Raw genomic sequence first — 26,609 nt, forward strand, 5'->3', positions numbered from 1 at the left:
TCGGGCGTCGAACTGGTGAACGGCAGGAAGGGACCGGGTTGCCGTTTGGGCCAAATGTATGCCGGCTGTACTCCAGACGACAAAGTCTAATCAAACCACTTCCCGTCAACGTATCATATATTGATCTGCACCCGCACCAAGAGCCTCGTCCAGAATAGGACGAGGCTCTTATGTCAGCAGTACAATCCATTACAAGATGCGGCTTAGATGGTCATGGCCAACTGTTCCACTTGTTCTTCCCGGGGAAGGACGGAGGCAAGCTCTGCACCCAGTCCAAGGTAGGCGCGCATACGCTGCATCATCTCATTGCGGAAGCCGGGCCATAGAATATGGATCTCGCCAACATAGCCCCGGCAGTTATACTCGGCAGTAACTCCGCGCTGATCCTGGCGCACAGTACTGATCTTGAGCTGGCTCAGGGTAAGCTCGCGGGTAACCTCCTGCAGCATCAGGGATGTCTTCTTGGTAGCGCTGGATACCAGCTCCATGTAGAGCTGGGGAGTCTTGAACAGACCGCTCTTGCCGATGGCACGGCAGTCCCGTTCAAATACTTTATGAATAAACGTTAGCAGCAGATAGCTTCTGACCAGGGACAATTCATCTTTGGTTATATTCTCAGGGATTGTTGGTGTATTTAGGGGGTGTCTCTTGGTAATCGCCATTATAAATCACCTCATTTATATTATGCGAACCTTTGTTCTCATTATACACCCAATCCGCAAATAAAAGCAATATTTTACTTGCAATTTATGGATAGCAATTTACAATAAAATAAACTTGACTCCATAATTCTGACATGGTAAGATCTATCTTGTGACTGCGAAAGCAAGTCAACCGAATATGCGGTCATGGCGGAATTGGCAGACGCGCTGGCTTCAGGTGCCAGTGATAGCAATATCGTGGAGGTTCGAGTCCTCTTGACCGCATCGCAGATTATAAAGGCCTGTTCATTACCCTAGTGGGAATGAACGGGCCTTTATTGTGTTTATTTTCCTTCCCGTCTTCGCTGGTGCGGCATCTTCATTCTTTAGTATAAGTCATAATCCCTCTTGAATATAAATTCTCCGCTAACTTGATAAATTCTTCTGGGGATACATCCTTATCTCTTTGGAGCCAAAGACGAAATAAAGAAAGGGTTGTCGTCAGATAGAACTCAATGAAGTACGGCGTTAAGGAGTGGTTTTGCGGAAGATTCAGGTATTGCTCCATGGGTATGTCTCTTTTTAAGCGTGCTAAGAAACGGGGGCTTCCATAATCGCCCAGAAGAGCATGGAGCGCCAGGAGATGTTCTTTTTTGTCCAGACAAGAGAGCGCATCCTGAACTGAATGCATCGACAGCTCTTTATCAGCAAGTTCTGTTTTGATGTCATGGAGCAGGTTATTTTCAACAGCGTCCAGCAATTCGTAAATGTCAGTAAAGTATTGATAAAAGGTGCTGCGGTTATATCCTGACCGGTTGGCGATTTCCTGAATGGAAATTTTCTCAATCGGCTTTTGGCTGTATAGCTCACAAAAAACTTCTATAAACCGTTGTCTTGTTTTCTCCGTAACCTGGGGCTGCTTGTTCATGTTTCCCTCCTGCTTGTGTATAAGATATCATCCCACAGATATTAAAAAATTGATGATTGATCAAGGAATCCTAAAGCTTTATGATCACATCATACAACATGTTGTTGGATAATCAAGAGGGAATATTAATAGGCAGGAGTGATTGTAATGTCAGCAAAACAAAACAGAATTTTAATTTTCGGTGCGGGTGTCATCGGGAGCATATACGCAATGAAGTTTATGGAAGCCGGGTTTGATGTGAGCGTGTTTGCACGTTCGGACAGATTCAGACTTTTAAAAGAAAAAGGCCTGCAATATAATGACAAAGGTACAGTCAGATCAATTCCAGTAAAGGTTATTGATACACTCGAAAATGACGATATATACGATTTTATTTTCGTTACCGTCCGTTATGACAGGGCCGAATCCGCGTTGTTAGCGCTAAAGGATAATCAAAGCCCGAATATTGTTACGATGACCAATAGCCCGATTGGATTTTCTTCGTGGCGGGGGATTGTAGGGGATAGACTTTTGCCGGCTTTTCCGGGCTTCGGCGGACAGATTAAAGCTGGAGTCCTGTATGCCCGGTTTGCGCCAAAGTTCCTCATGGCTACCGCATTTGGAGAAATGAATGGTGCAGTGACGCAGCGGATCGAAAGTCTCGCAAGGGTATTCCAAGCAGCAAAGCTTCCTTACGCCATAAAAAAGGATATGAAGGCGTATCTAATCACTCATTCTGTTTCTGACATTGCTCTGCTGGGCGGTTTGTATTCCGGCAATAGGGAGATTGACCCTATAACACCGGGAACCAGAAAGACGGCACGCAAAATAACAGTTACTTTAAAAGCGTATCTAAGGGCAATACAAAAAGCTGGTGTTGCTGTTGATCCGCCCGTTTTTAAAATAGTGTCCAAACTCCCAAGCTTCATGCTGGATGTTCTCTTCATTGCATGGCTGCGTACGAAAATGGTTAAGGATATGCTGCTGCCGGATTATGCGAATGCTGCGAATCAGGAGGTTGTGCAGCTACAGAATGATCTAACGAAATTTCTATCTATGCAGAACGGCTGATGAATCGTTTGTTCCGGTATTGTAACCCGTCTGTTTATTATTCGCTTCCAGCGGATGGTAAGGTTGGAGGACTGAAGCAGGCGGGAGGCATATCATGATAACAACGTTAGGGAAGATACTGAAAATATCGATTTTGGCGGTCTGCCTGGCTGGATGCAGTCAGGGCACACAGCCCATTGAGGTAACTGAAGCTTCGCCGGGGTTGGGTATACCGCTAGGGTTCCTGGATGTGAGTCATAACAAGCTGATCCTGTGGATCGAAGCCGCAGCGTTTGAGTTGACAAGAGTAGGCGAATAGAGTTCTTGTGCATCAGTACCCTTGTTGGCCGACTTGGAGAAGCCCTTGCGACCGGCCGATATCGGATCATTGTAATCTGAGCAATTAAAACCTGCAAAAAAGGGTTAAGTGTATTACATAACTGCAGTCTGTGCAACTAATTCTGCCTCAATCTTAACCAAGGAGTGAGCAACTATGAGCTGGGATGTATTTGTCATGAAAGAGAAGTGCGATTTTGAAGCGCCGGAGAATCAGCAGCCTCCAGTGCCTCCTCTGGGGCAACGTGATGAAATCATTGAGAAGCTGACCCGTCGTATACCGAACCTGGATTACCGGGATAAGGCTTGGGGCATCCTTGAGGGCGAAGGGTTTTCGATCGAGTTCAATACAGGCGATGAGGAGCTCGTAGATTCCATCATGCTGCATGTCCGGGGCGGGGGAGCTGTGATGGAGACGATCCGGTTGATCTGTGAGACACTGGAGGCTTTTGCGCTGGATACATCGGATTCCGGCTATATCGACTTTGAGCAGCCTGAAGCAGCGGAGCAATCATGGAAGGGATTTCAGCGGTATCGTGACCAAGTGATTAACCAGGATAACTGAAGATTATGGAGGTGAACAGAGGCGCAGGATGGATCACATCTGCAGCCTCTGTTTTGCGTTTTGAAGGGTTTGGAAATAACATGCAGAAGGGTATTGACGCCTAATGAAGTAGCATGTTAATATTTTCACGTGGCAAACTAACATGTCAGTTAACCCAAATAGCATGTTAGCATGTTAACTCATTTAATCCTACTTCAGGAGGTTATTTTGTGGATGTCGCTAATGTTGTAATCGGTTTCATTATGGTCTTATCATTTTTTGGATTGGTGTGGTATTGCGTCAAGGGGTATAACCTCATGGTCGGTTTCTTCGTCATGTCGGTGCTGTGGACCTCGATTGCCCTGATCGGGAATAGCATTCATCCTACCTCTGTTATGGAGGGTAAGACGTTCATTGACGTCCTGACGAACGTGTTCCAGACGGGGCCTGAGAATTACGGGAAGGCGATACTGGTTAATATTTTCTTCGGCGCCTTCTTCGGAAGAGTCCTGATCGACACCGGGATTGCCGCTACTCTGATTCGTAAGGTTGTAGAGCTTGGAGGAGACAAACCAAGAATCACCATGTCTCTGCTGTGTATCGTTACCGCTGTAATCTTCACCTCCATGACGGGGATCGGCCCGGTAATCTCCATTGCGGTCATCGTGCTGCCGATCATGCTGTCGCTCGGGATTCCTTCACCGATTGCCCTGTTCTCCTTCATGGGCTCGATCATGGCGGGGATCTTCGGGAACATTGTGAACTTTAAGCAATATCAGGCGATATTTGCAACAGCCAATGAGAGTTATGCCAGCTACGACTACAATACATATTTCAAATTCGGCATGATTGCGATGGCTGTGTCCCTGATCGTGGTTCTGGTGGTATCTAACGTGATGATGAACCGGAAGCTCTCCCGGGCCTGGGCGGCAACACCAGATAGCGGAGCTACTGTAGATGCACCTGCTATCTCCTGGATCTCGATCATTCTCCCGGTAGTAGGTGTGGTGGTGCTCAAGGTTCCGATCATTTTTGGATTTATCTTCGCCGCCTTGTTCGCCCTGTTGACCTGCGGTAAGCTGAAGGGCGGTTTTGCAAACGTTTGCAGAATGCTGTCGAAGCAGTTCGCAGACGGAGCCATCGATGTGGCGCCGATGATCGGGTTCCTGCTCACGCTCTCAATGTTCAACAATGCAGCCACCTATGCTTCGCCTTATTTCAAAACCCTGCTGGACGGGGCGATGCCCCAGACCGCGCTACTCTTGTGTATTGTCTTCGCCATCCTGACACCGCTTGGCTTCTTCCGCGGCCCGATGAACCTTGTCGGCTCCGGTTCGGCTATCCTGGCGGTTGTGGTGGCAACCGCAGCCTGGCCGGTACAATTCCTCTATCCGCTGTTCGCCATTACTACAGTAGCACCGCAGCATTTGGACGTTACACAGTCCTGGGTTGCCTGGGGCTTCGGCTATACGAAGGTTCCGGCCAAGGAATATATGAAGATGTCGATTCCTACGGGCTGGATTATCGGGATTATTCTTTGCACAATCGTATTCTTCATGTACGGCAATCTGGTGTAGTCCACTATTAATGAAGAGAAACGGAGAAATCATATGGGTAAAATGGTTAGAATGGGTATCGATGTGGGGGGAACCCATACCAAGGCAGTTGCGATTGACAACGCGACACATGAGATTATCGGCAAATCATCCGTGAAGACTACGCATGATCATGCGACAGGTGTAGCCGCAGGTGTGGTGAAATGCTTCCAGAATTGCCTCGACGAGAACAATATCCGTCCGGAGGATGTAGTGTTCGTGGCCCACAGTACCACGCAGGCAACGAATGCGCTGATCGAGGGCGATATTGCCCAGGTGGGCATCATTGGCCTGGCGAAGGGCGGTCTGGAAGGCTGGCTCGCCAAGCGTCAGACCCGGCTTCAGAATATCGATCTGGGCAACGGCAAGGAGATCAAGATCTATAACAGCTTCCTTAATATTAAAAAAATGTCCGAAGCCTCTGTGCTGACGGTCATCGAGGAGCTTAAACAGCAGGGGGCACAGGTGATTGTGCCTTCCATGGCTTTTGGCGTAGATAACGGGCGGCCCGAGGAACTGGTCTATATAGAAGCGGAGAAAAAAGGGATGCCGACCACCATGGCCTCCGACATCACGAAATTATACGGGTTGACCCGGAGAACGAGAACAGCGGCAATTAATGCAAGTATTCTGCCGAAGATGCTGGATACGGCCAATTCAACAGAGCGGTCTGTCAGGGAGGCCGGTGTCCATGTGCCGCTGATGATCATGAGAGGCGACGGCGGCGTGATGGAGATCAGTGAGATGAAGAAGCGGCCTGTGCTGACGATGCTGTCGGGTCCGGCGGCTTCGGTCATGGGATCGCTGATGTATCTGAGAGCGTCGAACGGGGTGTACTTCGAGGTCGGTGGCACGACTACCAATATCGGTGTGATCAAAAACGGCCGCCCGGCCATCGACTATTCTATCGTCGGCGGTCATCCGACCTATGTCAATTCCCTGGATGTACGGGTGCTCGGCGTGGCTGGCGGGTCGATGATCCGGGCGAACAAGAGCGGAGTGGTCGATGTCGGACCCAGATCGGCGCATATCGGCGGACTGGATTATTCGGTATTCACCGATCCGGATAAGATTAAGGGAGCGCAGGTCGAATTCTTTTCTCCGAAGCCTGGTGATCCTGCTGATTATGTGGCGATCCGGCTGGAGAACGGGGAACGGGTGACGATCACGAACTCCTGCGCGGCGAATGTGCTGGGACTGGTCAAGCCGGAGCATTTCTCCTACGGGAATGTGGAAGCGGCCAGAAGGGCGATACAGGCGCTGGCTGATTACTGCGGAACAACGGTAGAGGATATTGCCAAGCAGATTATGGAGAAGGCGTATGCGAAGATCGAGCCGATCATCCTGGCGCTGGCCGAGAAATACAAGCTGGAGAAGGACCAGATATCCCTGGTGGGTGTCGGCGGCGGAGCGGCTTCGCTCATTGTCTATTTTTCTGAGAAAATGGGCCTGAAATACAGCATCCCCGAGAATGCAGAGGTTATCTCTTCGATTGGGGTTGCTCTGTCGATGGTCCGGGACGTTGTAGAGCGGATTATTCCGTCTCCGTCCAAGGAAGTGATTGCGGCCCTGAAGATGGAAGCCTTGAACAAAGCCATCCAGAGCGGGGCTACACCGGAGAGCATCGAGATTCATATTGACATTGATCCGCAGACCTCCAAGGTGACAGCGATTGCTACCGGTTCCACCGAGGTGAAGACGACTGAGCTGCTGAAGGAATGTGATGAGGCAGAGCTGCGGGAGCTGGCGGCGAAGGATATGCGTATTCCTCTGGAACGGACCAAGCTGCTGGAGAAGACCCGGTATGTCAGTATTTTCGGCGAATTGATGGATAAAGCCGGTGAAGCCGGGGCGGTCCGCATCCTGGACACCAAGGGCTTCATCAAAGTGCAGAGGGGCCGGGCTATGGCGCTTAAGACCACTGCGGGTGACTACCTGAATGCGGTTAAGCAGCTGTGGGAGGCAATGGCGGTCTATCAGACGGAGCTGATTGCAAGACCTGACTTTTACCTGTGTATCGGCGCCCGGGTCATGGACTTTACCGCATCGGATTTCGAACAGCTGGAGCTGCTGATGGATATTGAGATTTCCACGTTCGAGCCGGACACTGAGGTGGTTGTTGTGGCGGCCAATATTAAGCAAAGCTAACCGCCGGGCGGGAGAGTATAGACAGGAGGCTGGATGTAGGTGCAGGTGAAGGTGAAGCTAGGAGAAATGATGAATCATTTGCTGCAGGTAGAGGATGAGGCTTGGGGAATGTACGCATTCTCCCGGGATATTCTGAACCGGCGCCTTCAGCCGGAGATGAAGAGGGATATGCTGGCCAAAGCCAGAGCCTGCGGCATAGAATACGCACACCGGATAATCCGCGAATATGGGACCAGTGATGTAAGGCTGCTTGCGCAAAAGATGAATCTGAAGCTAGAAATCCAGCAGGCGCTCATGACCGGCAAGCGTGTGCTGTTCGCCTGTTATACCCCTCCGGATAAGGTGGAAATTATGGAGGAACCCGTGCGCAGAGCGGCGGAGCGGGTGCGGGAGGAGGCATCGGCGCTAGTTGAACTTTTTCCGCAAGCTGGTATAATGAATACTATCCTTGGCCACGAAATGTATCATTTTGTAGAAGACCGGTATGCACAGGAGATATACACCCGAACCGAGCGGATTCTGCTGTGGAAGCTGCTGGGTCTGAAGAACTATTCTACAATACGCACCTTAAGTGAAGTTGGAGCCATGGCTTTTACACAGGAGCTGAACAGATTGCGGTACTCGCCGTTTATTCTGGATGTTCTGTTGTATTACAGCTACGACTCAGCCAGTGCGGAGACCATATACCGTGATGTACTAGGAGTGAGTTCAGGGAAGGTGTAGGAAGACGTTGAAGATTATGAATAACAGTAATTCACTGAATGATGTAACTTACAATAAAATAAAAGACGACATCATGAATATGACGTTGGAGCCGGGAATGGATGTCAGTGTGCAGAAGCTCTCTGAACGCTATGGCGTCAGCCGGACGCCGGTACGGGAAGCAGTGGTCCGCCTTCAACAGTCAGGACTGGTGGAAATATATCCTCAGCGCAAAACCGTAGTCTCCAAGATTGATCTGCAAAGAGTCCGTGAGGAATGGTTCATCCGGACCTCCCTTGAATCTGCTGTAATCGATGAATTCATCCGCAAATGCAGTGAATTGGTCGCGGATACGATGCAGGAGCTGATCAACAAGCAGAAGAAGTACATGGATAAGAAATATTTCCGGGAATTCTATTTCAAGGACAACCGTTTCCATCAGCTGATCTTTCAGACGGCCGGGGAGGAATTATCCTGGTTCACGATTGAAGAGGTGGCCTCGCATTACAACCGAATCCGTCTGCTCTATGGGAAGATGGAGGGGGTCCAGCCATCCGATATCGATAAGCATGTGAAGATGGTTGCGGCTACCCGCAAGCGGGATGTGGAAGGGATGCGCAAGGTAGTGATGGAGCATTCCAATACGCTGCTGGAAAGGGTTCAGAGCATGTCCAAGCAGTACCCGCAATTCTTCTGATCATACAAGTGAAAAGCTTAAAGGCGTATACTGAAGTCTTCTCCGCGCATGGAGCAGGACTTCCGGTATACGCCTTTTGTTGCGACAGCACTAAGCTGTCTCTACTTGTGCCGGGCCCTGCAACAATAGCTATTGCTGCTTGAGCCGCCGGTAATATAGCCAGGTTCTGCCTGCGAACGAGCCGAAGAGCAGGATGGAAAGGAACATAATTGAAGTGTTCCACGCCTGGGAAGAGGTGATCCCGTCCCGCAGCATGCCATCTATGAAGGCCGACACATTCAGGCTGTAGAGCAGGATCATGGGCAGGAACAGCAGGGTATAACTGATGGCGATTTTGCGTGCCTGCTTAAGGCGGTGGACCGGATCACTATAGATTTCAAGCTGCTCCGCAGAGTTAAGCTCCTCACGGCTCCAAATGGTCCATTTCTGCAGAGAGAAGGGAGAGCTGTAGAGCCTCGTCCAGCCCGCCTCCTGATGCAGCTCGAAATACCCTTCACCCGCAACGACCTGATAGTCGGCGTGATATGTCATGCGGCGCGGACGGCCCTTGCTGAAATGGAACAGCGTTCCTCCGAAGCCTACTTTATAGAGATTCCATCCGTGCTTCTCCTTGTCCTCCAGCCATTGCTCCAGCCGGTCAGGAGCATACATCCAGCCTAACTTCATCCGCGCCATCTTAGTGCCGACAGGCTTCTGCGGTCCGGGAGGCTTCTTCATGTCCTGATGGTCCAACTGAAATACCTTACTGGCAGCCCGGAGCTTCACAATAGAGTAGATTGCAAGAACAAGCAGAGCCAAGGCTCCCGCTGCTGCGATCCAGGTAACAGCCCACATCGGGCTTGGCTGAATGCGGAAGGGAGCATCTGAATTGAAGCTGAGTCCTAGTACAAGCAGTGGAATAAGTGCTATGAGCAGCAAATACACCAGGATTCCAGTGAATAGATAGGAGATGATGCGGTTACGCCTCAGGACATCCTTACGTGAAGGATAGGCGCTAATCTGTGATGGGGACCGATCATTCTCGTACAGGCTCCATTTTCCTTGCTGCAGCCTGCTCCATCCCTCTGCGGCAAGATAGGGAGACATGGATGAATGCCTGGATGAATGATAAGCCAGCTGAAAAGTTAGCCGGACGGGCTCAGCCTGCCGGAAGTTAAAGCGCCGCAGCAGTAAGCTCCATTCCTCCAGACGCCATCCCTTGCCGGCCATATCGGCCAACCAGGCTTCTGTCCCCGGCAGATCGTAGCTCCAAAAGGGCCGAAATACAGTTCTCATTGAAATTCCTCCTCACGGGTGACGGCGTTACGGTGAAGTTCCTTTAATCTGCCGATTTCAGCGCGCATGACTTCCTTCCCAAGCTCAGACACCTCGTACACCGTCTTTCTCTCTCCATCGGCAAATACGGTAATCAGTCCATCCTTATTCATCTTGGTCAAGGTTCCATACACCGTACCGGAGCCCAGCCGTAGCCGTCCTTCCGACAGCTCATCCACATGCTTGATGATTCCATATCCGTGGCGCGGCTTGGTTAAGGACAATAGAATATAGAACGCCGTCTCGGTCATGGGCACGTACTTTTTTAGAACCTTTTGGGCTGCGGACACCGCGTTCACCTGCTTCGTCAATTCGTTGTGCCAAGTCATGGCAAAAAGAAAATATGTCATGATGTGACTATGTCATATCGTGACTATATCACGATGCGACATATAATTCAAGCAGAACTACATTGGCGAAAGAAGTAGAGGCTGGCACAATGGTTGCCAGAGTACAGGTACAAGCTGGGGCTGTGAACAGTAGACCGTCTGTAAATACTGGCTGAGTGGGGCCAGCTTGTCCTCAACCAGCACCTCCTTGATCTCGGACGGCTTGACGGGTATAGCTTGTCCGGTGGAGGACATGAATTCGGCTAGGGGAAGCAGCATTGCGCAGCTCTTACGGTATGACATGCGGTGCGGGAACCTTGGAGAGCTGCCGGAATCGTATTTGGACAGCCTGATGCGGGCGTAGTGACCCGCCAGGACTCTGCGGGCATCAAGCTTCAGCACAGCGAAGACCTCGCCTGGCTCTCTGCGCGAATACATCGCAGCCATTGCGAGGCAATCGCGCCAGGTCGGCCACAGGAACACATGGCGGTCCAGGCAGCGGCGGAACTCCTCCGCCGTTGTCCCCGGAGCCATCGCCTCAGGCGTAATGCGCAGATGGGCATTCAAAATCGCGGCTTGCCGGGCGTAGCTTACCCGGTGCGCGGCAGTCCGCCGCTCTCCGGCTGCATGGGCGGGACTCAGCACCGCAGAAGAATAGATGGTATCAAGCGAAGCCATGGCGGGCAGATTCACTGCCCGGGTGAAGTGATAGAAGGAGGTGCGGAGCGGGCTTTTGGTAATGGCGTCAATCAGGGAGGGGTTCATGGGAGCTTCTGTCCATTGAAAGAGCTGAAGGGCATACTCTTCACCTTGCGGTTCAATAGGACCGCATTGATCTCTCCTCCGGCCAGGATAATGAACGAGCTGATATACAGCCAGATTAGCAGCACGGTTACGCCCCCGAGACTGCCGTAGGTTTTGGAGAAATCACTGAATTGATTGACGTACACGGAGAACAGAATCGAGGTCGTAATCCAGCCGAAGGTGGTGAACAGCGCCCCAGGCATGACCTCCCGCAGCGCCAGTCTCCGGCTGGGAGCGATCCAGTACAGCAGGGTGAAGACAATGAACATCACGAGCAGTGGAATCGCGTATTGCAGCAGATCCCAGAGCTTTTGGAAACCATAGGGAAGATCAACCAGCAGGAAGATCTGCGTCTTAAGCCAGCTTCCGAGGACCAGCAGCAGAATGCTGAGCAGTACGACGAACCCGATCGTCAAGGTAGCGAGCAGGGCGATCCCCCGGATTTTCCAGAACACTCTGCTCTCGTCAATCTCGTAGGCACGGTTAAGCCCCTTGATGATAGCATTGATTCCTTTGGAGGCGGCCCACAGCGTAGCCAGCATCCCGAAGGACAACAGCGTCTGGCTGCGTCCGGCGGACACATCCTGCAGAATCTCTTCTATAATTGAGATGGCTTCGGCGGGCATGATCTGCTCCAGCTGCTCTATATTTTTCTCCAGCGAGATATTCGCATACCCGATCAGGGTCATGATGAAGATTAGAAAAGGAAACAGAGACAGGATTAAATAATAGGTCAGCTGCGCAGCGATGCCCTGGACATCATCGTCGTTGATTTTCACCCATAGCTGCTTGATGAAATTGAAAGTGCCTCTTCTACTGCCCGAAGTGCTGTTCATAGGACCCTCCTTCTTGAATTCCCGGATAGGCTAACCTGGTAGCCAAATCGTTCCATATATATGTATACCCGTTAAAGTATCCTTTAGTCCGTCAAGGTAGTTTTTATTGTATCATACGGGATTAGTTGGATTTTGGGCAGTGAAAATTCAAACAGGGAATTCACTTGTATTATACTGGAAAACTCTTAGAATAGTAGGAAAGATAACAATATAGGAATATAAGGAGAGTGCATATGAAGCTGTTGCTGGAGGAGTATGAGGGAATTAGGCGCTGGATGGTTCGGAATGCCCGTCCGCTGGACCTGGCGCGGTGGAGATTTCACTTTGAGGGCGGCGGGGTTGAGCCGGTGCTGGAAGCGCTATCCGCTTATCAAAATGAGGATGGGGGCTTCGGCCATGCCCTGGAAGCGGACGCGTGGAATCCGCATTCCACGCCCATCCAGACCGCTACGGCGGTGGAGCGGCTGCTGGAGCTGGAATTCGCAGATGCCGGGCATCCGCTGGTGCAGGGAATTCTGAAATATCTGGACAGCGGTGTGGATATGGATGGCCGTACGTGGAGGAATGTCGTAGCTTCTAATAACGATTACCCTCATGCACCCTGGTGGCATACAAGCTCAGACAGTACTTCCCACAGTATGTATAACCCTACAGCTATTCTGGCCGGATTCATTCTGAAGGCTGCTCCCAAGGATAGCGGGCTGTATGCCACCGGACTGGGGATTGCCCGTGAGCTGACTGAGCTTTTCCTGCGTGATCCTGCTATTGAGATGCACCCGCTGAAATGCGTGGACACGCTGCTGCATTGCATCACCTGGGCGGGGCTGCAGGAGCACTTCCCCTATGTGGAGCTGCAAGAAGCCTTCAAAGTACAGAGTGCACGGCTGATCAGCCGCGATGAGGGGAATTGGAACGGGTATGGCTGCAGACCCTCAGTGTTCATCCATTCGCCGCATAGTCCCGGGTACGCTGAACTCGGCGGGCTGCTGCACCAGGAGCTTGATTATCTGCTGGAGACCCGAAATGCCGCAGGTGTCTGGGAGCTGACCTGGAGCTGGGAGGGATATGAAGGCGAGTATGCTATTAGTGAGAACTGGTGGAAGGGACATATCGTGATTGAGAATTTGCGGCTGCTGCGGGAATTCGGACGAATGGCGGAGCTGCTATGAACAGAATTGGAATGCAGTTTGGCATAAAATAAAATAAATGCAGCGCATTCTCAAGCCACAGCCCTCTGTACCGGGAGCTGTGGCTTGATCGCGTCGCGTGCCAATTGCAGCCTTGTCACCAGCAGCAGCTATGATGCGCCGCCGGTTTGAAGGAATTCCTGTTCGTGAATGGCCCGGACATCCTTCAGGATACGGCTGCTGTACTCAGTGAATTTCAGCGGTTTTACCTGATTCTTGGTCAGGAAGACACCTGACTTGCCGCTGTGTTCACCCAGAGCCGCCTGATACAACAGGCCTGCCCCATGGGTAGGCTCGGGGAAGAACAGCCGCGTAATGGGTTTTAACCACAGCGGGATACCGGATTTTTTGCCGCTGCGAAGGGTATTGTTGCCTCCGGGATCAGCGCTGCGGATCAGGATGCCTTCGGCTGCAAGCGCGGGTGCCACCGCTTCCGTCCACAAGGACATGGCGCGCTTGGTGTCGGCATAAGGGCCGGTCAGCATCTGGAATTTCACCGGATGCTCCAGAGAAGCCGGGTCGAAGCTGCGCTTCATCATAAAAGCGTTGGAGGACGTATTCACGACCGTGCGGAGCGTGCCTCTCAGCAAGAGCGGCTTCAGCTCCATCGTAATGATATACGGAACCACCGTCTGCAGCTCATAATGCAGCTCACGCCCTTGCTTGGACAAGAGTAACTCGGGGAAGCTGCCCCCGGCATTATTGAACAGGATGTCAATCTGCGCTTCGTGGCGGTTAATATCCTGCAAGGCACTCCGTAATTGGCCGAAATCGCTTAAATCAGCCTTATAGATTCGAAGTTGTCTGCTGCAGAGTGCCTGCCCGATAAGCCGGTCATCTTCCGCAAAAGCAGAGCGGATCAGCGCAATGACCTCCCAGCCTTCGTTCAGCAGTCTATGGGTCAGGGCCAGCCCAATACCGTGATTGGCTCCGGTAATTAGCGCGGTGCGCGGGGAATGTGATGATTTCATAGTGGTTGCTCCTCTACATGGAAAGTGATGAATGGTGCTCATTGTATAACTTGGAGCCGAGTCCAAGTCAAGTACCGAAATTAACCGTTGACTTGGAGCTGACTCCAGGTTGTACAATGGTACGAAGACGCTTTTAGAGCAAGTAGAGAGGGAGTGATTCTATGAGTCTGGCGGAAGCGGATCTCCAGCAGGGATATTCGATTAAGGAAACGGCGGAGCGGACCGGAATGTCCGAGGATACGATAAGGTATTACGAGAAGATTGGGCTGCTGCCCCGGGCGAAGCGCAGGGGAAACAGCCACCGCATTTATAGCGATGCGGATCTGAGTCGGATGCAGCTGGTGACATGCCTCAAAAAAACAGGAATGTCGCTGGACGACATGCGGCCTTATCTTGATTTGTCTCTGGATGCAGACCTGTCTCAGTATCCTGAGCTCCACACGATGATTCTGAATCACAGGCAGAAGATTATCGAGCAGATCGCTTCGCTGCAGCAGATTGTAGACTTCATTGATGTCAAAATAGAGCAGGGAAATATGGGCCCGCAGACCTGCGAGCTGACCGGAGACCGCAAGCAGATGCCAAGGGGACGTAAAACCAAAGCTAAAGTGAGAGAAACACTTAAGTTTAGATAGGGGATGCATCATGGTGCAGATCATTTATTCACCGTCAAAATACATTCAGGGCAGCGGAGAGATTGCCAGACTGGGCGGTTACTGCCTGCAAATGGGGGCTAAGGGGGCGTATGCCATAGTAGATCCTTATATTCTCTCAAGGTATGGGCAAGAGATTAAGGACGGCTTCGCGGCTGAGCAGCTTCCCTTGATGCTGCGTGAATTCCAAGGGGAATGCAGCCTGGTGCAGGTAGAGCAGATCGTAGCTGAGCTGGATAGGGGACAGGTGGGGACCATCGTAGGGATTGGCGGCGGCAAAACCCTGGATACAGCCAAGGCCGTCAGCCATTTCGCTGACTTGCCGGTGATGCTGGTGCCGACTGTCGCTTCAACAGATGCACCTTGCAGCGCCTTGGCGGTTCTCTATACCGACTCTGGAGAGTTTGACCGGTATCTGCCGCTGCGCCGCAGCCCGGATCTGGTGGTTGCAGATGTGGCGATCATTGCAGGTGCCCCCGTAAGATTGCTGGCCGCCGGGATGGGCGATGCCATGTCCACCTACTATGAAGCCCGGGCTTGCAGCCGGTCGGGAGCAGTAACCAGCACCGGAGGGACAGGGACGCTGGCGGCTCTCGCCCTGGCCCGTACCTGCCTGGATACACTGCTTACGGATGGGGAGCAAGCGCTGAAGGATGCCGGCGAGGGCCGTGTCACGGCTGCCCTTCATCACATCGTCGAAGCGAATATCTATCTCAGCGGCATCGGATTCGAGAGCGGAGGCTTGGCCGCCGCCCATGCCATTCATAACGGGCTGACGCTGCTGGAGGAGTGCAAGCCTATGCTGCACGGGGAAAAGGTCGCTTTTGCTACACTGGTGCAGCTGATTCTGGAGGATGCAGAAGAGGCGGAGATTGCCGGAGTCGTGGAGTTCTGCCGGATGGCAGGCCTGCCTGTGACCCTGGCGGAGCTGGGACTGGAAGGAGTGGAGCAGGGCCGGCTGCTGCAGGCTGCCGAAGCCAGCTGTAACCTGGAGAATAGTCCGATGGGCAATATGCCTTTTGCCGTGACACCGCAGCAGGTGCTGAAGGCTATGCTTGACGCTGACAGACGCGGAGCTGGAGTAATGACATAGATGCCGATAGGCCGCCCGTGCCGCTTCCGCCGCCCATTGTTAATAATTGCGTAAGCGCTCCGTACATATTTAACCTTCGTGAGCCAAACAATGAGAACAATTGTTGAATCATGAAGGAGGTGTTCCATTATGAATACAAGTAATCACAGAGTGAAGCGTATCCTTCTGTATCCCTTAGCCACAGCTGTGATTATGGCAGCGGCGCTGATTCCGTCAGCCCCTTACGCAGTGACTGCTGCATCAGTAGATAAGGCACTTTCAGCACCCGCACCAGCGGATAGCAGAGGGGGCAGCGTATCCGGCAACAACCGGACAGTTGGGAACCAGCAGCAGCAGCAGGCGCTCAGCCGTGTAGCGGTCATTATCGATGATTTTGGCAACAGCATGCGCGGGACAGAGGAAATGTTCAAGCTGCCCGTCAAAATCACCGTCGCAGTCATGCCATTCCTGCGCTCCAGTGAGCAGGATGCCCGGCGCGCCCATGAGCTGGGCTTCGATGTGCTGGTCCATCTGCCGATGGAGCCGCGTCAGGGCAAGCCGGAATGGCTGGGGCCGGGGGCCGTGCTGACCAGCATGAATGACGCCGAGGTCCGGGGGCGGGTGGAAGCTGCGCTCGATAATGTGCCATACGCGATCGGCATCAATAATCATATGGGCTCCAAGGTGACCGGAGATGAACGGGTCATGGGTATTGTGCTGGAGGTCTGCAAGGAGCGAGGTCTATTCTTCGTAGATAGCCATACCAATTACCGTTCAGTCGCGGGACGGATGGCCCGGGAGCTGGGAATGCCGCCGGTGGAGAACCACATTTTCCTCGATGATGTGCATTCGGCAAGCCATGTGGCGAAGCAGATGAAGCTCGTGCAGGAACGGGCCTTGAGCCAAAAGTTCTGCGTCACCATCGGTCATGTCGGCATCCAGGGCAAAGAGACCGCCGCGGGCATCCGCAGCGGCATTGCCGGAATGAAGGACAAGGTGCAATTCGTCGGCATCTCCGATCTGGTCCGCGAGGAATGGAAGTGGAATTCCCGGCTTACACTTCCATAAGATAGGCAGCGATCCCGTTCGCAATGGCTTCGGCGATCTCTTCCTGGCCCTTCGGTGTACAGAGCTTCTCGCGGTCAGCCGGACTGCTGACAAATCCCGCCTCAACAATCACCGTTGTGGCGGTTATTTTGTTGAGCAGGTAGAAGGGCTTGCCCCGGATAGGATCATTCTTCATCCTGTAGAGCTGGTTGAGCTGATCCTGAATGGTCCGGGCTAGCAGGAAGCTGCGTCCTTCCTGGCGGTACAGGACGAGCGGACCATGCTTGGACGGGGATTTCGCCCAGTTAATATGGATGCTGACCACGACATTGGCCGGAAGCGTCTCCGCCAGCTCCTTGCGCTGGGCCAGATCGCGCAGATGCCGGGATCTGCTTCTCAGCCATAGATTCTCATCGCTGGGCGCATAGTCGCCGGTCCGGTTCAGGATCGTATCGAAGCCGTCCGCACGCAGCAGTAGAAAGAGGCGGCGTGAGATGGCGAGGGTGATGTCCTTTTCCAGAATGCTGCCGTATGAGGTTCCGCCGTCAATCCCCCCATGGCCGGCATCGATCAGAATCATCCGCTGGTCATGGCCGAGCATATGCTGGCGCTTTTCGGGCTGCTCTGCCTGGGGATTAGTGCGGGATGCAGTTGCGTGGATCACTGCGGTGTCGCCTGCTGTAAGCAGGAGCAGAATGCTTGCTGCGGCAATGATTAGCTTAAGCCGCAGCCCGGATCTCAGCCGTGGCTGCTCTTTTGAACGGTGGGACTGGGACTGTGTAGCGGTATGGGGCTCCAATGCTTCCGATTGTCTCAAGTGAATAACCTCCCTGCCGGAATAATCAACTGCTTCTTGTACTTAATGACGGATTATACAGGTGTAGTCTTGTTAGATTGTGCCTTTAGGGCCCAAATCATACGAAGCTTCGGATTCCGGTTTAGAGATCGGAGGATTGGAGCACACTATAAGCATAAGATCAAGGGGCGGGAACCCGCCAAGCACTCACCTGGGAGGTGTACGAGATGGCATCCGGCGGAGATGATCTGGTGAAGTATATTACGGAGAAAGTAGTCGTCTACATTGAGAATCCGCGCGCTGTCCATGCCAGACGGAAGGCAGAGAAGCAGCCGTGGGCGGAAAAGTGGTTCGGCACGCTGCCGCTCGCCTGGTCCGTGTGGCGCAGCAAATGGAGCAGGGGCGGAGATAGTAAGGAGTAGCGATTTAGCAGTGAACGGGCGCTGAGCAGGATTCAGGGGTATAAGTGTACCTGAATTCGGAGAAAGCGGGTGTTGTGAGGAATTCAGGTGTATAAGTGCACCTGAATTCGGAGAAAGCGGACGCTGAGTGGGATTCAGGTGTAGAAGCAAATAGCCTTCCCTAGGAGCCGTTCAGACGGAACCGGGGAAGGCTATTTGCTTTTCACGAATAATGATCACTATTGCCTGGAATCTGGAACAGAGGCTGCGCTCAGAGTTGTGTCTCCGCGCAGCGGCATTGGCGGCTTGTGGAAGGTGCCGGCCTTTTGAAGCGCTGTGAGCGGGAGGTAGCGAATCCCCCCGGCCCCGACAGCCGCATAGACCACTGCGACTTCACTGTCTGCCGGGTCTCCGGCAGAAGTAGTCTTAAGCCAACTCTGGCTGCCTGTGATCATGAACGGCGCCCCCAGAGCATCATTATGCCCGGAAGACTGGAAGGCAAGACTGCCCCGCTCCTTAAGCAGAGCGGTCAGGCTTGCTCCGTTCAGCGTCTTCAGCACGGGGGCGGTCAGCCACAGCAGATCGGCATACGGGTCATCCTCTCCGCCGCTCCGCAAGGCGGGCTGGGGAGCACGCGCCTGGCCCGGGCCGGAGGACAGCATGGCTGAGGCTTCCTGTGCAGCATTAAGAACATTCTCAGCCTGGCTCGGACTCCAGGGCAGCGTCTCCAGAACGGTAGCATTCAGATACAGCGTTTTGTTCTCCGTAGTGATTTTCCAGACAGGCAGCATTGGAGCATAGAGCGCCATAACCCCGATGGCACCTGAAGAATTAGAAGGTATCAGTCCTTGCTGCACCAGATACTGGCGCAGTTCAGTCATACTGTAAGGGAGCCCATCGGTTCCGGCTCCGTATTCGCTAAGCAGATAGCCGCCCTGATCCGCAGCGGAGATGATGAGATAGCCGATCCGCTGACCGCTGTGCATCACATTGACCAGCCAGCTGCGCGTTCCCGGGCCAAGAGGGTAGACCTCCGTGCCGGCATCCTTCCATTCCTTAAAAGGAGCATCCGCCGAGAGCTGGCTAATCGTCTGGCGGGTGAAGGCCTGCAGCGTTTCCGGCGCTGGAATCGGCTTCATCTCCAGTCCTGGAAGAACCTCCTGCGTGACGGCCTGCATCACGGTCGTTCGGCTGGCTTGTGACGCTAGCGCCTGGGGAGAGGAGGCGCTAGCAGCCAGCAGAGTCAGTCCAAGAATCAGACAGAGGAGCAGGCGGCCACGCCGCCGGGAGCCCTTCCGTCTTGCAGTGATATTCATAGGTTCAGTCACCTTTCCTGTTTAGAGGGAATTTATGCTTCTTACTGTTCATTGTAGGGGACAAGCCCTGAAAAGGCTGTTGCTTGCTGTCGCGCCAGGCGGCGGGAGTTTCGCTGTTTTTTTGCCTGCTTTTAGCGGACAAGGTCGCATTCTATGTGCTGCGCAGATGAAACAATCCATACGTTACGGCAGAAACTGCAATCTGCGGCTCATACTGCCACGAGGTCTCCTGGCGGCGGCGGTTGTACTGCTCCTGGATGGCGAGGCGCTTCTCTTCTTCGGGTTCTTTCAGCAGCTCCGCGTAGTAGATGTCCACGATGCTAAGCTCCAGCTCCAATCGTTCTCGCGCTTCTTCCGCCCAGGTGTAATCCAGCAGGGCCAGCTTCGAGGTCAGATATCCCTCCAGCCGGTCGGCCCCGTCCGTAATCCCCAGCTCGAACGGCTGGACATGAATGTTCTCCGGCAGCCGGGGTGTAAGCTCCTTCGAGACCAGCCGGGCTTCAAAATCAGGGACAATTAGCCCCGAAGTCAGGGACAACGCGATGAAATGCAGCTCCTCCCGCTTCAGGTCACAGGTCATCTCGACCTTGTAGCAGACCGCCAGCCATGGCTCGTAAGCGGCCGAGAAAAGGGTGGTCCGCTGCCTGAGCCCGGGGTCCTCGAACAGCTGCAGGCACTTGCCTTCATCCCGCGCCGCCGACCAGATCTGCCGCAGACGCTTGCTGCCGTACGTCACATCCTCCCGGCGGATCATGCCCGGTCCGATGCGCGGCAGCGCCGGAACGACGCCGAAGTACCGGGCAAGGATGCTGTCCTCCGGGGCAGCAGATACCCCGGGGGGCAGCACTCCGCCCGGAGCCGCAGCATACGCCGCGCCAAGCTCCGCCCCAGCCTCGGAATCCGCCGCCGCACCGGCCTGGCCCGGCAGCGCGTCTGCCGCTGCCGTGCGGCTTGCGCCGCCACTGCGCGAGCGTGCTGCCTGCGCGGCCAGTTCATCGTACTTCTGCGGATCGAAGACGAAGCTGAAGGACAAGGTCTCGGGATCTACACCGGTGCGCTCCACGAAGCCCCAATAATAAGGGCGGTCCGTCAGCATCCGGTCCGCGCGGGGGGAGAGCTTCACCGTCACATGTAGCGGTGAGGATTCGAGAATGGTGCATTCGGTTGCTTCCAGATAATCCATGACCTGCTTGCGTACTTCCAAGGGCGAGAGCATCAAGGAGCCACCTCGCTTTCATCCAGATCAGCATGGGTCAGCTCGCTGAGGGTATCTCCAATATCATCGAGACTGCTGCGCAGCTCCTCATCCGTGCGGGCTTCAAGGACGATTTTGTACAGGCTTTTCTCCAGCGACTCTTTCTTCTCGAAGCGTTCCAGAATGACATCCAGCCCGCCGATGACCATCTCGAACATGTTGATTTTCTCATGCAGCAGGTGGAGAATATGCTCTTCAATCGTCCCCTCCGTAGAGAGGTTATAGATGACCACATCATTCTCCTGACCGAGCCGGTGGACACGGCCGATCCGCTGCTCGACCCGCATCGGGTTCCACGGCAGATCGAAATTGATCATATGGTGGCAGAACTGCAGGTTGATGCCTTCGCCCCCTGCCTCCGTGGCAATCATCACCTGGGCGCGTCCGCGGAAAAGGTCCATCATCCAGTCTTTTTTGCCGCGGTTCATTCCACCCGAGTAAGTGACACACTGCAGTCCATGCTCCCGGAAATATTGAAGCAGATACTCCTGCGTGGCGCGGTATTCCGTGAAGACGATGACCTTTTCATTCATTTGCTGAATTAACTCCATCGTCTTCTCCGCCTTGGTATTCGTCTTGACGGTACGGATGGTCTGGAGAAGACCCATCATCCGCTCGCGCTTCGGAGAATCCGCCGGCAGCTTCTTGATCAGGTTCACAAGCGTGACGAACACAGCGTCCCGGCTGCTGCAGACTTCACGTTGAAGCGTAACCAGGGAGAGCATACTGCTGAGATTGCCGCCCGCCTCCTGATATTGGTCTTTGACAAAAGCAGTGACGCCGTCATACAATTCCTTCTCCTCTGCCGACAGAGTGAGCGGGATGTTGCGCACCTTGCGCTTGGTGAAGTTCACCGGGCCTTCGCCCCGGCGGTTGCGGATCATGACCTTGGACAGCTCGCCCCTGAGCTGGACTTCATTCTTGGGCTGGCGCTTATCGACAACGAAATTGGTGGCGAAATCGCCCTGATTCCCGAGCTGGCCAGGCTTCAGCAGCGTGATCAGATTGAACAGCTCGCCGAGATCGTTCTGCACGGGTGTGGCGGTGAGCAGCAGGCAGTATTTTTTGCGCAGCTGCTGTACAAACAGATAGTTCGTGGATTTCTTATTCTTCAGCTTATGGGCTTCGTCGATTATGAGCATGTCGTACTCCTGGCTCAGCAGCATTTCCTTATGCGGGTCACGTTTGGCGGTATCCATGGAGGCGACGACAATGTCATTGCCCCAGGAATAGGCTTTTTTTTGCGCTACGGCTGAGATCCCGAATTTGGCATTCAGCTCCCGTACCCATTGCAGGACAAGCGAGGCCGGCACCAGAATCAGAACCTTGCTCACAAGGCCCCGCACCAGATATTCTTTCAGCACCAGCCCGGCTTCTATCGTCTTGCCAAGACCAACTTCATCGGCGAGAATTGCCCGGCCCGACATTTGGAACAGCACCTTATGCGCAGTATCCAGCTGATGGGGAAGCGGGGACAGCCCGTTCAGATGCTTCATACATTGCAGCTCATCGAAGCTCGTAACCAGGCCCGACTGCTCTCCCTGCACGGCAAGGCGGGATAACCGCCAGTCTCCCCAAGGACCGCCTTTATCGAGTCTCGATTCCAGATCATGCAGCCAGTTACGCTCAAAAGATAGAGGAACAGGCAGCAGCGGCGCAGAAGTTACGTTCTCGTGCGGCAGGGAATTGCGGAATAATTGCGTCATGTTGCAGCCTCCTCCGTCGCAGTTTCATATCGAAATGCGTAGCAGTAGTATGCGCGTAAAAGAGAGATTTCATAACCTGCGGAGCATGGAATTCACAGAGGAACGCTGTAATCCGCCTTGAAAGCTTTCAGTTCCAGTGCCTGCAAAAAAGCGAGAAAGAGGGAGGAAATCAGCCTTTCTTTTCCCAATTTTCCGTTATTCCTGCCTGGGGCTGCTTTTTCAAAAAAGACCTCTATCCACAACATGTGGTATAGTTTAAAAGTTAACGCACACCATATATTGTTACAAAAGCATGAAATTTAGCTGGTATGCGGATTTTTTTTGGCTGTTTGTTATTGACAAAAGGAGCTTTCGCCGGACAAGCAGGCTGCGGCTGCCCAGCCGCCGGAAGCATGACCTATTATATCCTGGGAGGTTTTTCTATTGAGTACAGTGGAACACAACAAGCGTCTAGAGGGACTGAGTGAGAAAATATTCCTGGACCGTTATGCCTGGAAGGACGCGGACAGCAATAATGCCAAGGTAGGCGATGTAGTACTTGTCCTGACGAAGGATGATCCGAAGTTCCCAACCAAGGAGGTTGGCGAGATTGTAGAGCGTACAGGCCGGATTGTAACGGTAAAAACCCGCAGCGGCGAGCTGGTGCAGTCGGATGTGGAAAAGCTGACGCTCAATATCGAGAAGACTCCAGAGGAGATGTGGGACCGTCTCGCGGGAGCGATGGCGTCCGTAGAGAAGACCCCTGAGCTTCAGGAAGAATGGACGGGCAAATTCCGCTCGATTCTGGATGACTGGAAGCTTGTACCGGGCGGACGGATTGCGGCGGGTGCCGGAGCGAGCGAGGAGCTTACCCTGTTCAACTGCTATGTAGTTCCTTCCCCAAAAGACAGCCGGGGCGGCATTATGCAGACGCTCTCCGAGATGACGGAGATTATGGCCCGCGGCGGCGGCGTAGGCATCAACCTGTCTTCGCTTCGTCCGCGCCGTGCTATTGTCAGAGGGGTGAATGGTTCATCCAGCGGCTCCGTATCCTGGGGCGGCCTCTTCAGCTATACCACCGGACTGATTGAGCAAGGCGGCAGCCGCCGTGGCGCGCTGATGCTGATGATCAATGACTGGCACCCGGATGTGCTGGATTTCATTACCGTGAAGCAGACCATGGGCCAGGTGACTAATGCCAACCTGTCGGTCTGTGTGAGCAACGGCTTCATGAAGGCCGTCAAGGAGGATCTGGACTGGGAGCTGGTCTTCCCGGATACGACCGATCCTGATTACGACACGCTCTGGGACGGAGATCTGGATAAATGGAAGGCTGACAACCGCCGTGTGATTCCCTACCGTACGGTCAGAGCTCGCGATGTGTGGCATACGATTATCGAATCGGCCTGGAAATCGGCGGAACCGGGCGTTGTTTTCATGGAGTATTATAATCAGATGTCGAATAGCTGGTATTTCAATCCGATTATATGTACTAATCCGTGCTTCCACCCGGACACCCGCATTGCAACGGAATACGGTCTCTTAACCATTGAAGAGCTATATAAAAAGGTCGGAACGGAATCCTTCCTGGTGGGAACCGATTTGAGACTAGTGGAGCAAGCCAAAGTGGTTGGCGGAAGAAGCTATGAAGTTCCGGGTCTACAGATGAGACGGGCTACAGTGTTCCCAACCGGGACCAGAGAAACCTTGAAGATCTTGCTGCAAAATGGGGTAGAACTATCCGTAACACCTGAGCATCGCTTGTTTACCGATTCCGGCTGGAAAGAGGCCCGGAACCTGAGTGCAGACGATTGCGTTTATTTGCAGTCCGGAGAAGGTTCCTTTGCCGCTGAGGATACCCTTGGTGAGGGATGGGGCTGGTTCCTGGGCTGGCTCATAGGCGACGGCTGGATTTCCAAACGTGGTGATATCGGTATGGTATTTGGTGAGGCAGACAGCGAAGTTATTCCATTGCTCATTGATGCTGCCAAGAATATCACAGGCGTAACCGCCAAAGTATTCGACAGAACCAACAATACCAAGCAGGCTTATTGGTGGCGTAAGTCGTTCCGTGAACAGCTTGAAGAACTCGGAGTGAAGGCAGTTAGAGCCGCTGAAAAAGAGGTTCCGGCTGCACTGTATACAGCTTCACGTGCAACTGTTGTGGCATTCCTGCAAGGATTATTCTCTGCTGACGGAACAGTGTATGAGAATGATGAGATGCACCGTACGGTCAGATTGACCTCAGCTTCCAAAAAACTTCTTCAAGGCGTTCAATTGCTGCTGCTTAATTTCGGAATTAACAGTTCTATCTATAACCGTGAGAAGAAAAATCAGGCTGTATTTACGTATACAACAATAGCGGGCGAGGAACGCAGCTATGAAGGCGGCGTATTCTATGAGCTAATCTTAAGCGGCAACAACATCCTGGAGTTCAAGAATAAGATTGGGTTCAAGCTGATTACCAGAAAACAAGAAGCACTGGAGCGGATTGCCCGGCCTTCCCGCAAATCCGAAAAGTTTCTGTCCAAAGTCGTTGGTATTGAACCCGGCGACGTTGTAACGGTATATGATATCACCGAACCTGTGACGCATTCGCTGATTGCAGGCGGTGTAGTTGCCCATAACTGCGGTGAACAAGGCCTACCCGGCTGGGGCGTGTGCAACCTGTCCGCCGTCAATCTTTCCAAGTTCTACGATGCGGAGAATCATGATGTGGACTGGGCAGATCTGGCGACAACGACCCGTTATTCCGTGCGTTTCCTGGATAATGTTATCGACAAGACACCGTATCATTTCCCGGAAAATGAAGCCAACCAGAAGCTCGAACGCCGCGTAGGTCTCGGCACCATGGGTCTGGCTGAGCTGATGATCAAGCTGAATATCCGCTATGGCAGCCCGGAATCGCTGGAGTTCCTGGACAAGCTCTACGGCTTCATGGCCCGCGAGGCTTATCTGGCTTCCGCAGAGATTGCGGGCGAGAAGGGATCATTCCAGGCGTTTGACACCGATAAATATCTGCAGAGCGGCTTCATGCGGAATATCACCGAGGTCTATCCCGAAGTGGGCGAGTCGATCCGCAATCATGGTATGCGCAACGTAACCGTGATAACCCAGGCGCCTACCGGCAGCACAGGAACGATGGTCGGCACCTCCACAGGGATCGAACCGTATTTCGCCTTCAAATATTTCCGTCAGAGCCGACTTGGCTACGATGAGCAGTTCGTGCCTATCGCCCAGGAATGGTTGGAGGCCCATCCAGGAGAAGAGCTGCCGGAATACTTCGTCACTTCGATGGACCTGTCCGCCAAGGATCATATCCGCGCGCAGGCAGCCATCCAGCGCTGGGTGGACAGCTCAATCTCCAAGACCGCGAACTGCCCGTCCGACTTCACGGTGGAAGAGACCGCCGAGCTGTATGAAATGGCCTTCGATCTGGGCTGCAAAGGCGTGACCATCTACCGTGACGGCAGCCGGGATGTACAGGTGCTGGAAACGACGAAGAAGGAAGAGAAGAAGGACACTCCGGCGGCAGCTGAGGCGGTGGAGGCCAAGGCAGCCGAAACAGCAGCTCCGGCTAATGTAACGGCAACTCCGGTAACTGTAACGGCATCCACCGGTCTACAGCCGTCAGCCAACGTAGTAGACAAACAATACAAGAAACGCCCGCAGGTGCTGCGCGGCGCTACCTATAAGATCAACACGCCATTCGGCATGGCGTATATCACCATCAACGATCTCGACCGGACACCGGCCGAAATCTTCCTGAACGTCGGCAAAGCCGGCTCCGATGTGTTCGCCATGGCGGAAGCGCTGGGCCGCGTCTGCTCGCTGTTCCTGCGTTACGGTGATCACGGCGAGAAGGTCGAGCTGCTGATCAAGCATCTCAAAGGCATCGGCGGCTCCGGTGCCATCGGCTTCGGCGCTAACCGCGTCGAGTCCATCGCCGACGCGGTGGCGAAGGCCCTGGAGACCCATGTGCTGAACAACGCCCATGATGACCATATCCCTGCGCCCATCGCGGCGACACTGGAGCTTGATTTCAACGAGGCGCTGAACGCCGAGCTGAAATCAAGTGTGCTTCCAGCGCCTGCCGATGAAGGACACGGAGGCCACGGTGCGCACAACCACGCTACCGCCTCGCGGGATCTTTGCCCTTCCTGCGGAAGCGCATCGCTGATTAATATTGAGGGGTGTAAGACCTGCGGGAATTGCGGGTATAGCCGGTGCGGGTGAGGGGTTAGGGAAGTTAGACAACGTAATAATTAAATGGAAAATGGATATTTATGCATCGTATATTTTCATCATATTTATACATTAATA

General features: G+C 53.4%; 25 protein-coding genes and 1 tRNA gene. 14 read left to right on the top strand and 12 right to left on the bottom strand.

The genetic code is table 11. The features are described 5' to 3' along the window. Positions 1 to 203: 203 nt before the first annotated feature. Positions 204 to 662, bottom strand: a complete 459-nt coding sequence (locus NST43_RS09680; RefSeq protein ID WP_209990913.1) for a hypothetical protein — start codon at positions 660 to 662, stop codon at positions 204 to 206. Between the two features lie 180 nt (positions 663 to 842). On the opposite strand from NST43_RS09680, the gene NST43_RS09685 reads away from it, so the two are divergent. Beyond that, a tRNA-Leu gene (locus NST43_RS09685) sits at positions 843 to 926 on the top strand. A 94-nt stretch (positions 927 to 1,020) separates the two neighbouring features. On the opposite strand, the gene NST43_RS09690 is transcribed toward NST43_RS09685, so the two are convergent. Then, complete coding sequence (locus tag NST43_RS09690; protein WP_339224060.1) at positions 1,021 to 1,569, bottom strand: TetR/AcrR family transcriptional regulator; 549 nt, start codon at positions 1,567 to 1,569, stop codon at positions 1,021 to 1,023. Positions 1,570 to 1,716: 147 nt separating this feature from the next. Here NST43_RS09690 and NST43_RS09695 point away from each other — a divergent pair, with 147 nt between their 5' ends. From NST43_RS09695 to NST43_RS09725, 7 genes are all read left to right on the top strand, one after another. Further along, the gene (locus tag NST43_RS09695) at positions 1,717 to 2,619 is read left to right on the top strand and encodes a 2-dehydropantoate 2-reductase N-terminal domain-containing protein (protein ID WP_339224062.1); all 903 of its coding nucleotides are present in this window, start codon (positions 1,717 to 1,719) and stop codon (positions 2,617 to 2,619) included. A 94-nt stretch (positions 2,620 to 2,713) separates the two neighbouring features. Next, positions 2,714 to 2,917 carry a hypothetical protein gene (locus NST43_RS09700; protein WP_209990906.1) on the top strand — a complete coding sequence of 68 codons (204 nt, stop codon included), beginning with the start codon at positions 2,714 to 2,716 and terminating at the stop codon, positions 2,915 to 2,917. Positions 2,918 to 3,091: 174 nt separating this feature from the next. Continuing rightward, positions 3,092 to 3,499: a hypothetical protein gene (locus tag NST43_RS09705; protein ID WP_339224065.1), complete on the top strand. Its 408-nt coding sequence runs from the start codon at positions 3,092 to 3,094 to the stop codon at positions 3,497 to 3,499. Positions 3,500 to 3,708: 209 nt separating this feature from the next. Next, positions 3,709 to 5,055: a citrate transporter gene (locus tag NST43_RS09710; protein WP_339224067.1), complete on the top strand. Its 1,347-nt coding sequence runs from the start codon at positions 3,709 to 3,711 to the stop codon at positions 5,053 to 5,055. A 33-nt stretch (positions 5,056 to 5,088) separates the two neighbouring features. Continuing rightward, the gene (locus tag NST43_RS09715; protein ID WP_339224068.1) at positions 5,089 to 7,221 is read left to right on the top strand and encodes a hydantoinase/oxoprolinase family protein; all 2,133 of its coding nucleotides are present in this window, start codon (positions 5,089 to 5,091) and stop codon (positions 7,219 to 7,221) included. Positions 7,222 to 7,287: 66 nt separating this feature from the next. Beyond that, positions 7,288 to 7,944 carry a hypothetical protein gene (locus NST43_RS09720; protein WP_339224070.1) on the top strand — a complete coding sequence of 219 codons (657 nt, stop codon included), beginning with the start codon at positions 7,288 to 7,290 and terminating at the stop codon, positions 7,942 to 7,944. 16 nt (positions 7,945 to 7,960) lie between these two features. Next, on the top strand, positions 7,961 to 8,620 hold the full coding sequence (locus NST43_RS09725) for a GntR family transcriptional regulator (protein WP_339224072.1): 660 nt from the start codon (positions 7,961 to 7,963) through the stop codon (positions 8,618 to 8,620). 129 nt (positions 8,621 to 8,749) lie between these two features. Here NST43_RS09725 and NST43_RS09730 read toward each other — a convergent pair whose 3' ends face one another. The 4 genes from NST43_RS09730 to NST43_RS09745 all read right to left on the bottom strand — a co-directional run bounded on the left by NST43_RS09730 (position 8,750) and on the right by NST43_RS09745 (position 11,903). Continuing rightward, positions 8,750 to 9,895, bottom strand: coding sequence for a DUF2812 domain-containing protein (locus tag NST43_RS09730; protein ID WP_339224073.1), 1,146 nt, complete (start codon positions 9,893 to 9,895; stop codon positions 8,750 to 8,752). After that, on the bottom strand, positions 9,892 to 10,263 hold the full coding sequence (locus NST43_RS09735) for a PadR family transcriptional regulator (RefSeq protein WP_209991199.1): 372 nt from the start codon (positions 10,261 to 10,263) through the stop codon (positions 9,892 to 9,894). The genes NST43_RS09730 and NST43_RS09735 overlap by 4 nt, the downstream gene beginning before the upstream one ends. A gap of 78 nt (positions 10,264 to 10,341) precedes the next feature. Further along, positions 10,342 to 11,028: a hypothetical protein gene (locus NST43_RS09740; protein ID WP_339224075.1), complete on the bottom strand. Its 687-nt coding sequence runs from the start codon at positions 11,026 to 11,028 to the stop codon at positions 10,342 to 10,344. Next, a complete protein-coding gene (locus NST43_RS09745) occupies positions 11,025 to 11,903 on the bottom strand; it encodes a YihY/virulence factor BrkB family protein (RefSeq protein ID WP_339224076.1) in 879 nt (292 codons plus the stop codon). The genes NST43_RS09740 and NST43_RS09745 overlap by 4 nt, the downstream gene beginning before the upstream one ends. A 233-nt stretch (positions 11,904 to 12,136) precedes the next feature. Between NST43_RS09745 and NST43_RS09750 the strand changes: the two genes are divergently transcribed. Then, complete coding sequence (locus tag NST43_RS09750) at positions 12,137 to 13,072, top strand: hypothetical protein (protein ID WP_339224077.1); 936 nt, start codon at positions 12,137 to 12,139, stop codon at positions 13,070 to 13,072. Positions 13,073 to 13,200: 128 nt separating this feature from the next. Here NST43_RS09750 and NST43_RS09755 read toward each other — a convergent pair whose 3' ends face one another. Next, entirely contained in the window at positions 13,201 to 14,061 is an 861-nt protein-coding gene (locus NST43_RS09755) for an SDR family NAD(P)-dependent oxidoreductase (RefSeq protein WP_339224078.1), read from the bottom strand. A 161-nt stretch (positions 14,062 to 14,222) separates the two neighbouring features. Between NST43_RS09755 and NST43_RS09760 the strand changes: the two genes are divergently transcribed. The 3 genes from NST43_RS09760 (at position 14,223) to NST43_RS09770 (ending at position 16,854) form a co-directional block, all read left to right on the top strand. Continuing rightward, positions 14,223 to 14,696 carry a MerR family transcriptional regulator gene (locus tag NST43_RS09760; RefSeq protein WP_339224079.1) on the top strand — a complete coding sequence of 158 codons (474 nt, stop codon included), beginning with the start codon at positions 14,223 to 14,225 and terminating at the stop codon, positions 14,694 to 14,696. A 10-nt stretch (positions 14,697 to 14,706) separates the two neighbouring features. Then, positions 14,707 to 15,807 carry a glycerol dehydrogenase gene (locus NST43_RS09765; RefSeq protein WP_339224081.1) on the top strand — a complete coding sequence of 367 codons (1,101 nt, stop codon included), beginning with the start codon at positions 14,707 to 14,709 and terminating at the stop codon, positions 15,805 to 15,807. A 129-nt stretch (positions 15,808 to 15,936) separates the two neighbouring features. Then, the gene (locus tag NST43_RS09770; RefSeq protein ID WP_339224083.1) at positions 15,937 to 16,854 is read left to right on the top strand and encodes a divergent polysaccharide deacetylase family protein; all 918 of its coding nucleotides are present in this window, start codon (positions 15,937 to 15,939) and stop codon (positions 16,852 to 16,854) included. Here NST43_RS09770 and NST43_RS09775 read toward each other — a convergent pair. Beyond that, positions 16,841 to 17,650 carry an N-acetylmuramoyl-L-alanine amidase gene (locus NST43_RS09775; protein ID WP_339224085.1) on the bottom strand — a complete coding sequence of 270 codons (810 nt, stop codon included), beginning with the start codon at positions 17,648 to 17,650 and terminating at the stop codon, positions 16,841 to 16,843. The two genes, NST43_RS09770 and NST43_RS09775, sit on opposite strands and share 14 nt — an antisense overlap. Positions 17,651 to 17,856: 206 nt before the next feature. Between NST43_RS09775 and NST43_RS09780 the strand changes: the two genes are divergently transcribed. Further along, positions 17,857 to 18,051 (top strand): YqzE family protein, encoded by a 195-nt coding sequence (locus tag NST43_RS09780; RefSeq protein WP_339224087.1) that lies wholly within the window; start codon positions 17,857 to 17,859, stop codon positions 18,049 to 18,051. A 218-nt stretch (positions 18,052 to 18,269) separates the two neighbouring features. Here NST43_RS09780 and NST43_RS09785 read toward each other — a convergent pair whose 3' ends face one another. The 4 genes from NST43_RS09785 to NST43_RS09800 form a co-directional block, all read right to left on the bottom strand. Then, positions 18,270 to 19,346: a hypothetical protein gene (locus tag NST43_RS09785; RefSeq protein WP_339224089.1), complete on the bottom strand. Its 1,077-nt coding sequence runs from the start codon at positions 19,344 to 19,346 to the stop codon at positions 18,270 to 18,272. Between the two features lie 151 nt (positions 19,347 to 19,497). Next, positions 19,498 to 20,562, bottom strand: a complete 1,065-nt coding sequence (locus tag NST43_RS09790) for a YqhG family protein (protein WP_339224090.1) — start codon at positions 20,560 to 20,562, stop codon at positions 19,498 to 19,500. Beyond that, positions 20,562 to 22,307, bottom strand: a complete 1,746-nt coding sequence (locus tag NST43_RS09795) for an SNF2-related protein (RefSeq protein ID WP_339224091.1) — start codon at positions 22,305 to 22,307, stop codon at positions 20,562 to 20,564. Before NST43_RS09795 ends, NST43_RS09790 begins: the two co-directional genes overlap by 1 nt. 92 nt (positions 22,308 to 22,399) lie before the next feature. After that, positions 22,400 to 22,552 (bottom strand): hypothetical protein, encoded by a 153-nt coding sequence (locus tag NST43_RS09800; RefSeq protein WP_339224093.1) that lies wholly within the window; start codon positions 22,550 to 22,552, stop codon positions 22,400 to 22,402. A 178-nt stretch (positions 22,553 to 22,730) separates the two neighbouring features. On the opposite strand from NST43_RS09800, the gene NST43_RS09805 reads away from it, so the two are divergent. Then, positions 22,731 to 26,522, top strand: coding sequence for an LAGLIDADG family homing endonuclease (locus NST43_RS09805; protein WP_339224095.1), 3,792 nt, complete (start codon positions 22,731 to 22,733; stop codon positions 26,520 to 26,522). Positions 26,523 to 26,609 lie beyond the last annotated feature (87 nt).

It is taken from the genome of Paenibacillus sp. FSL H8-0332 (assembly GCF_037963835.1).
Lineage (GTDB): Bacteria > Bacillota > Bacilli > Paenibacillales > Paenibacillaceae > Paenibacillus_AQ > Paenibacillus_AQ rhizoplanae.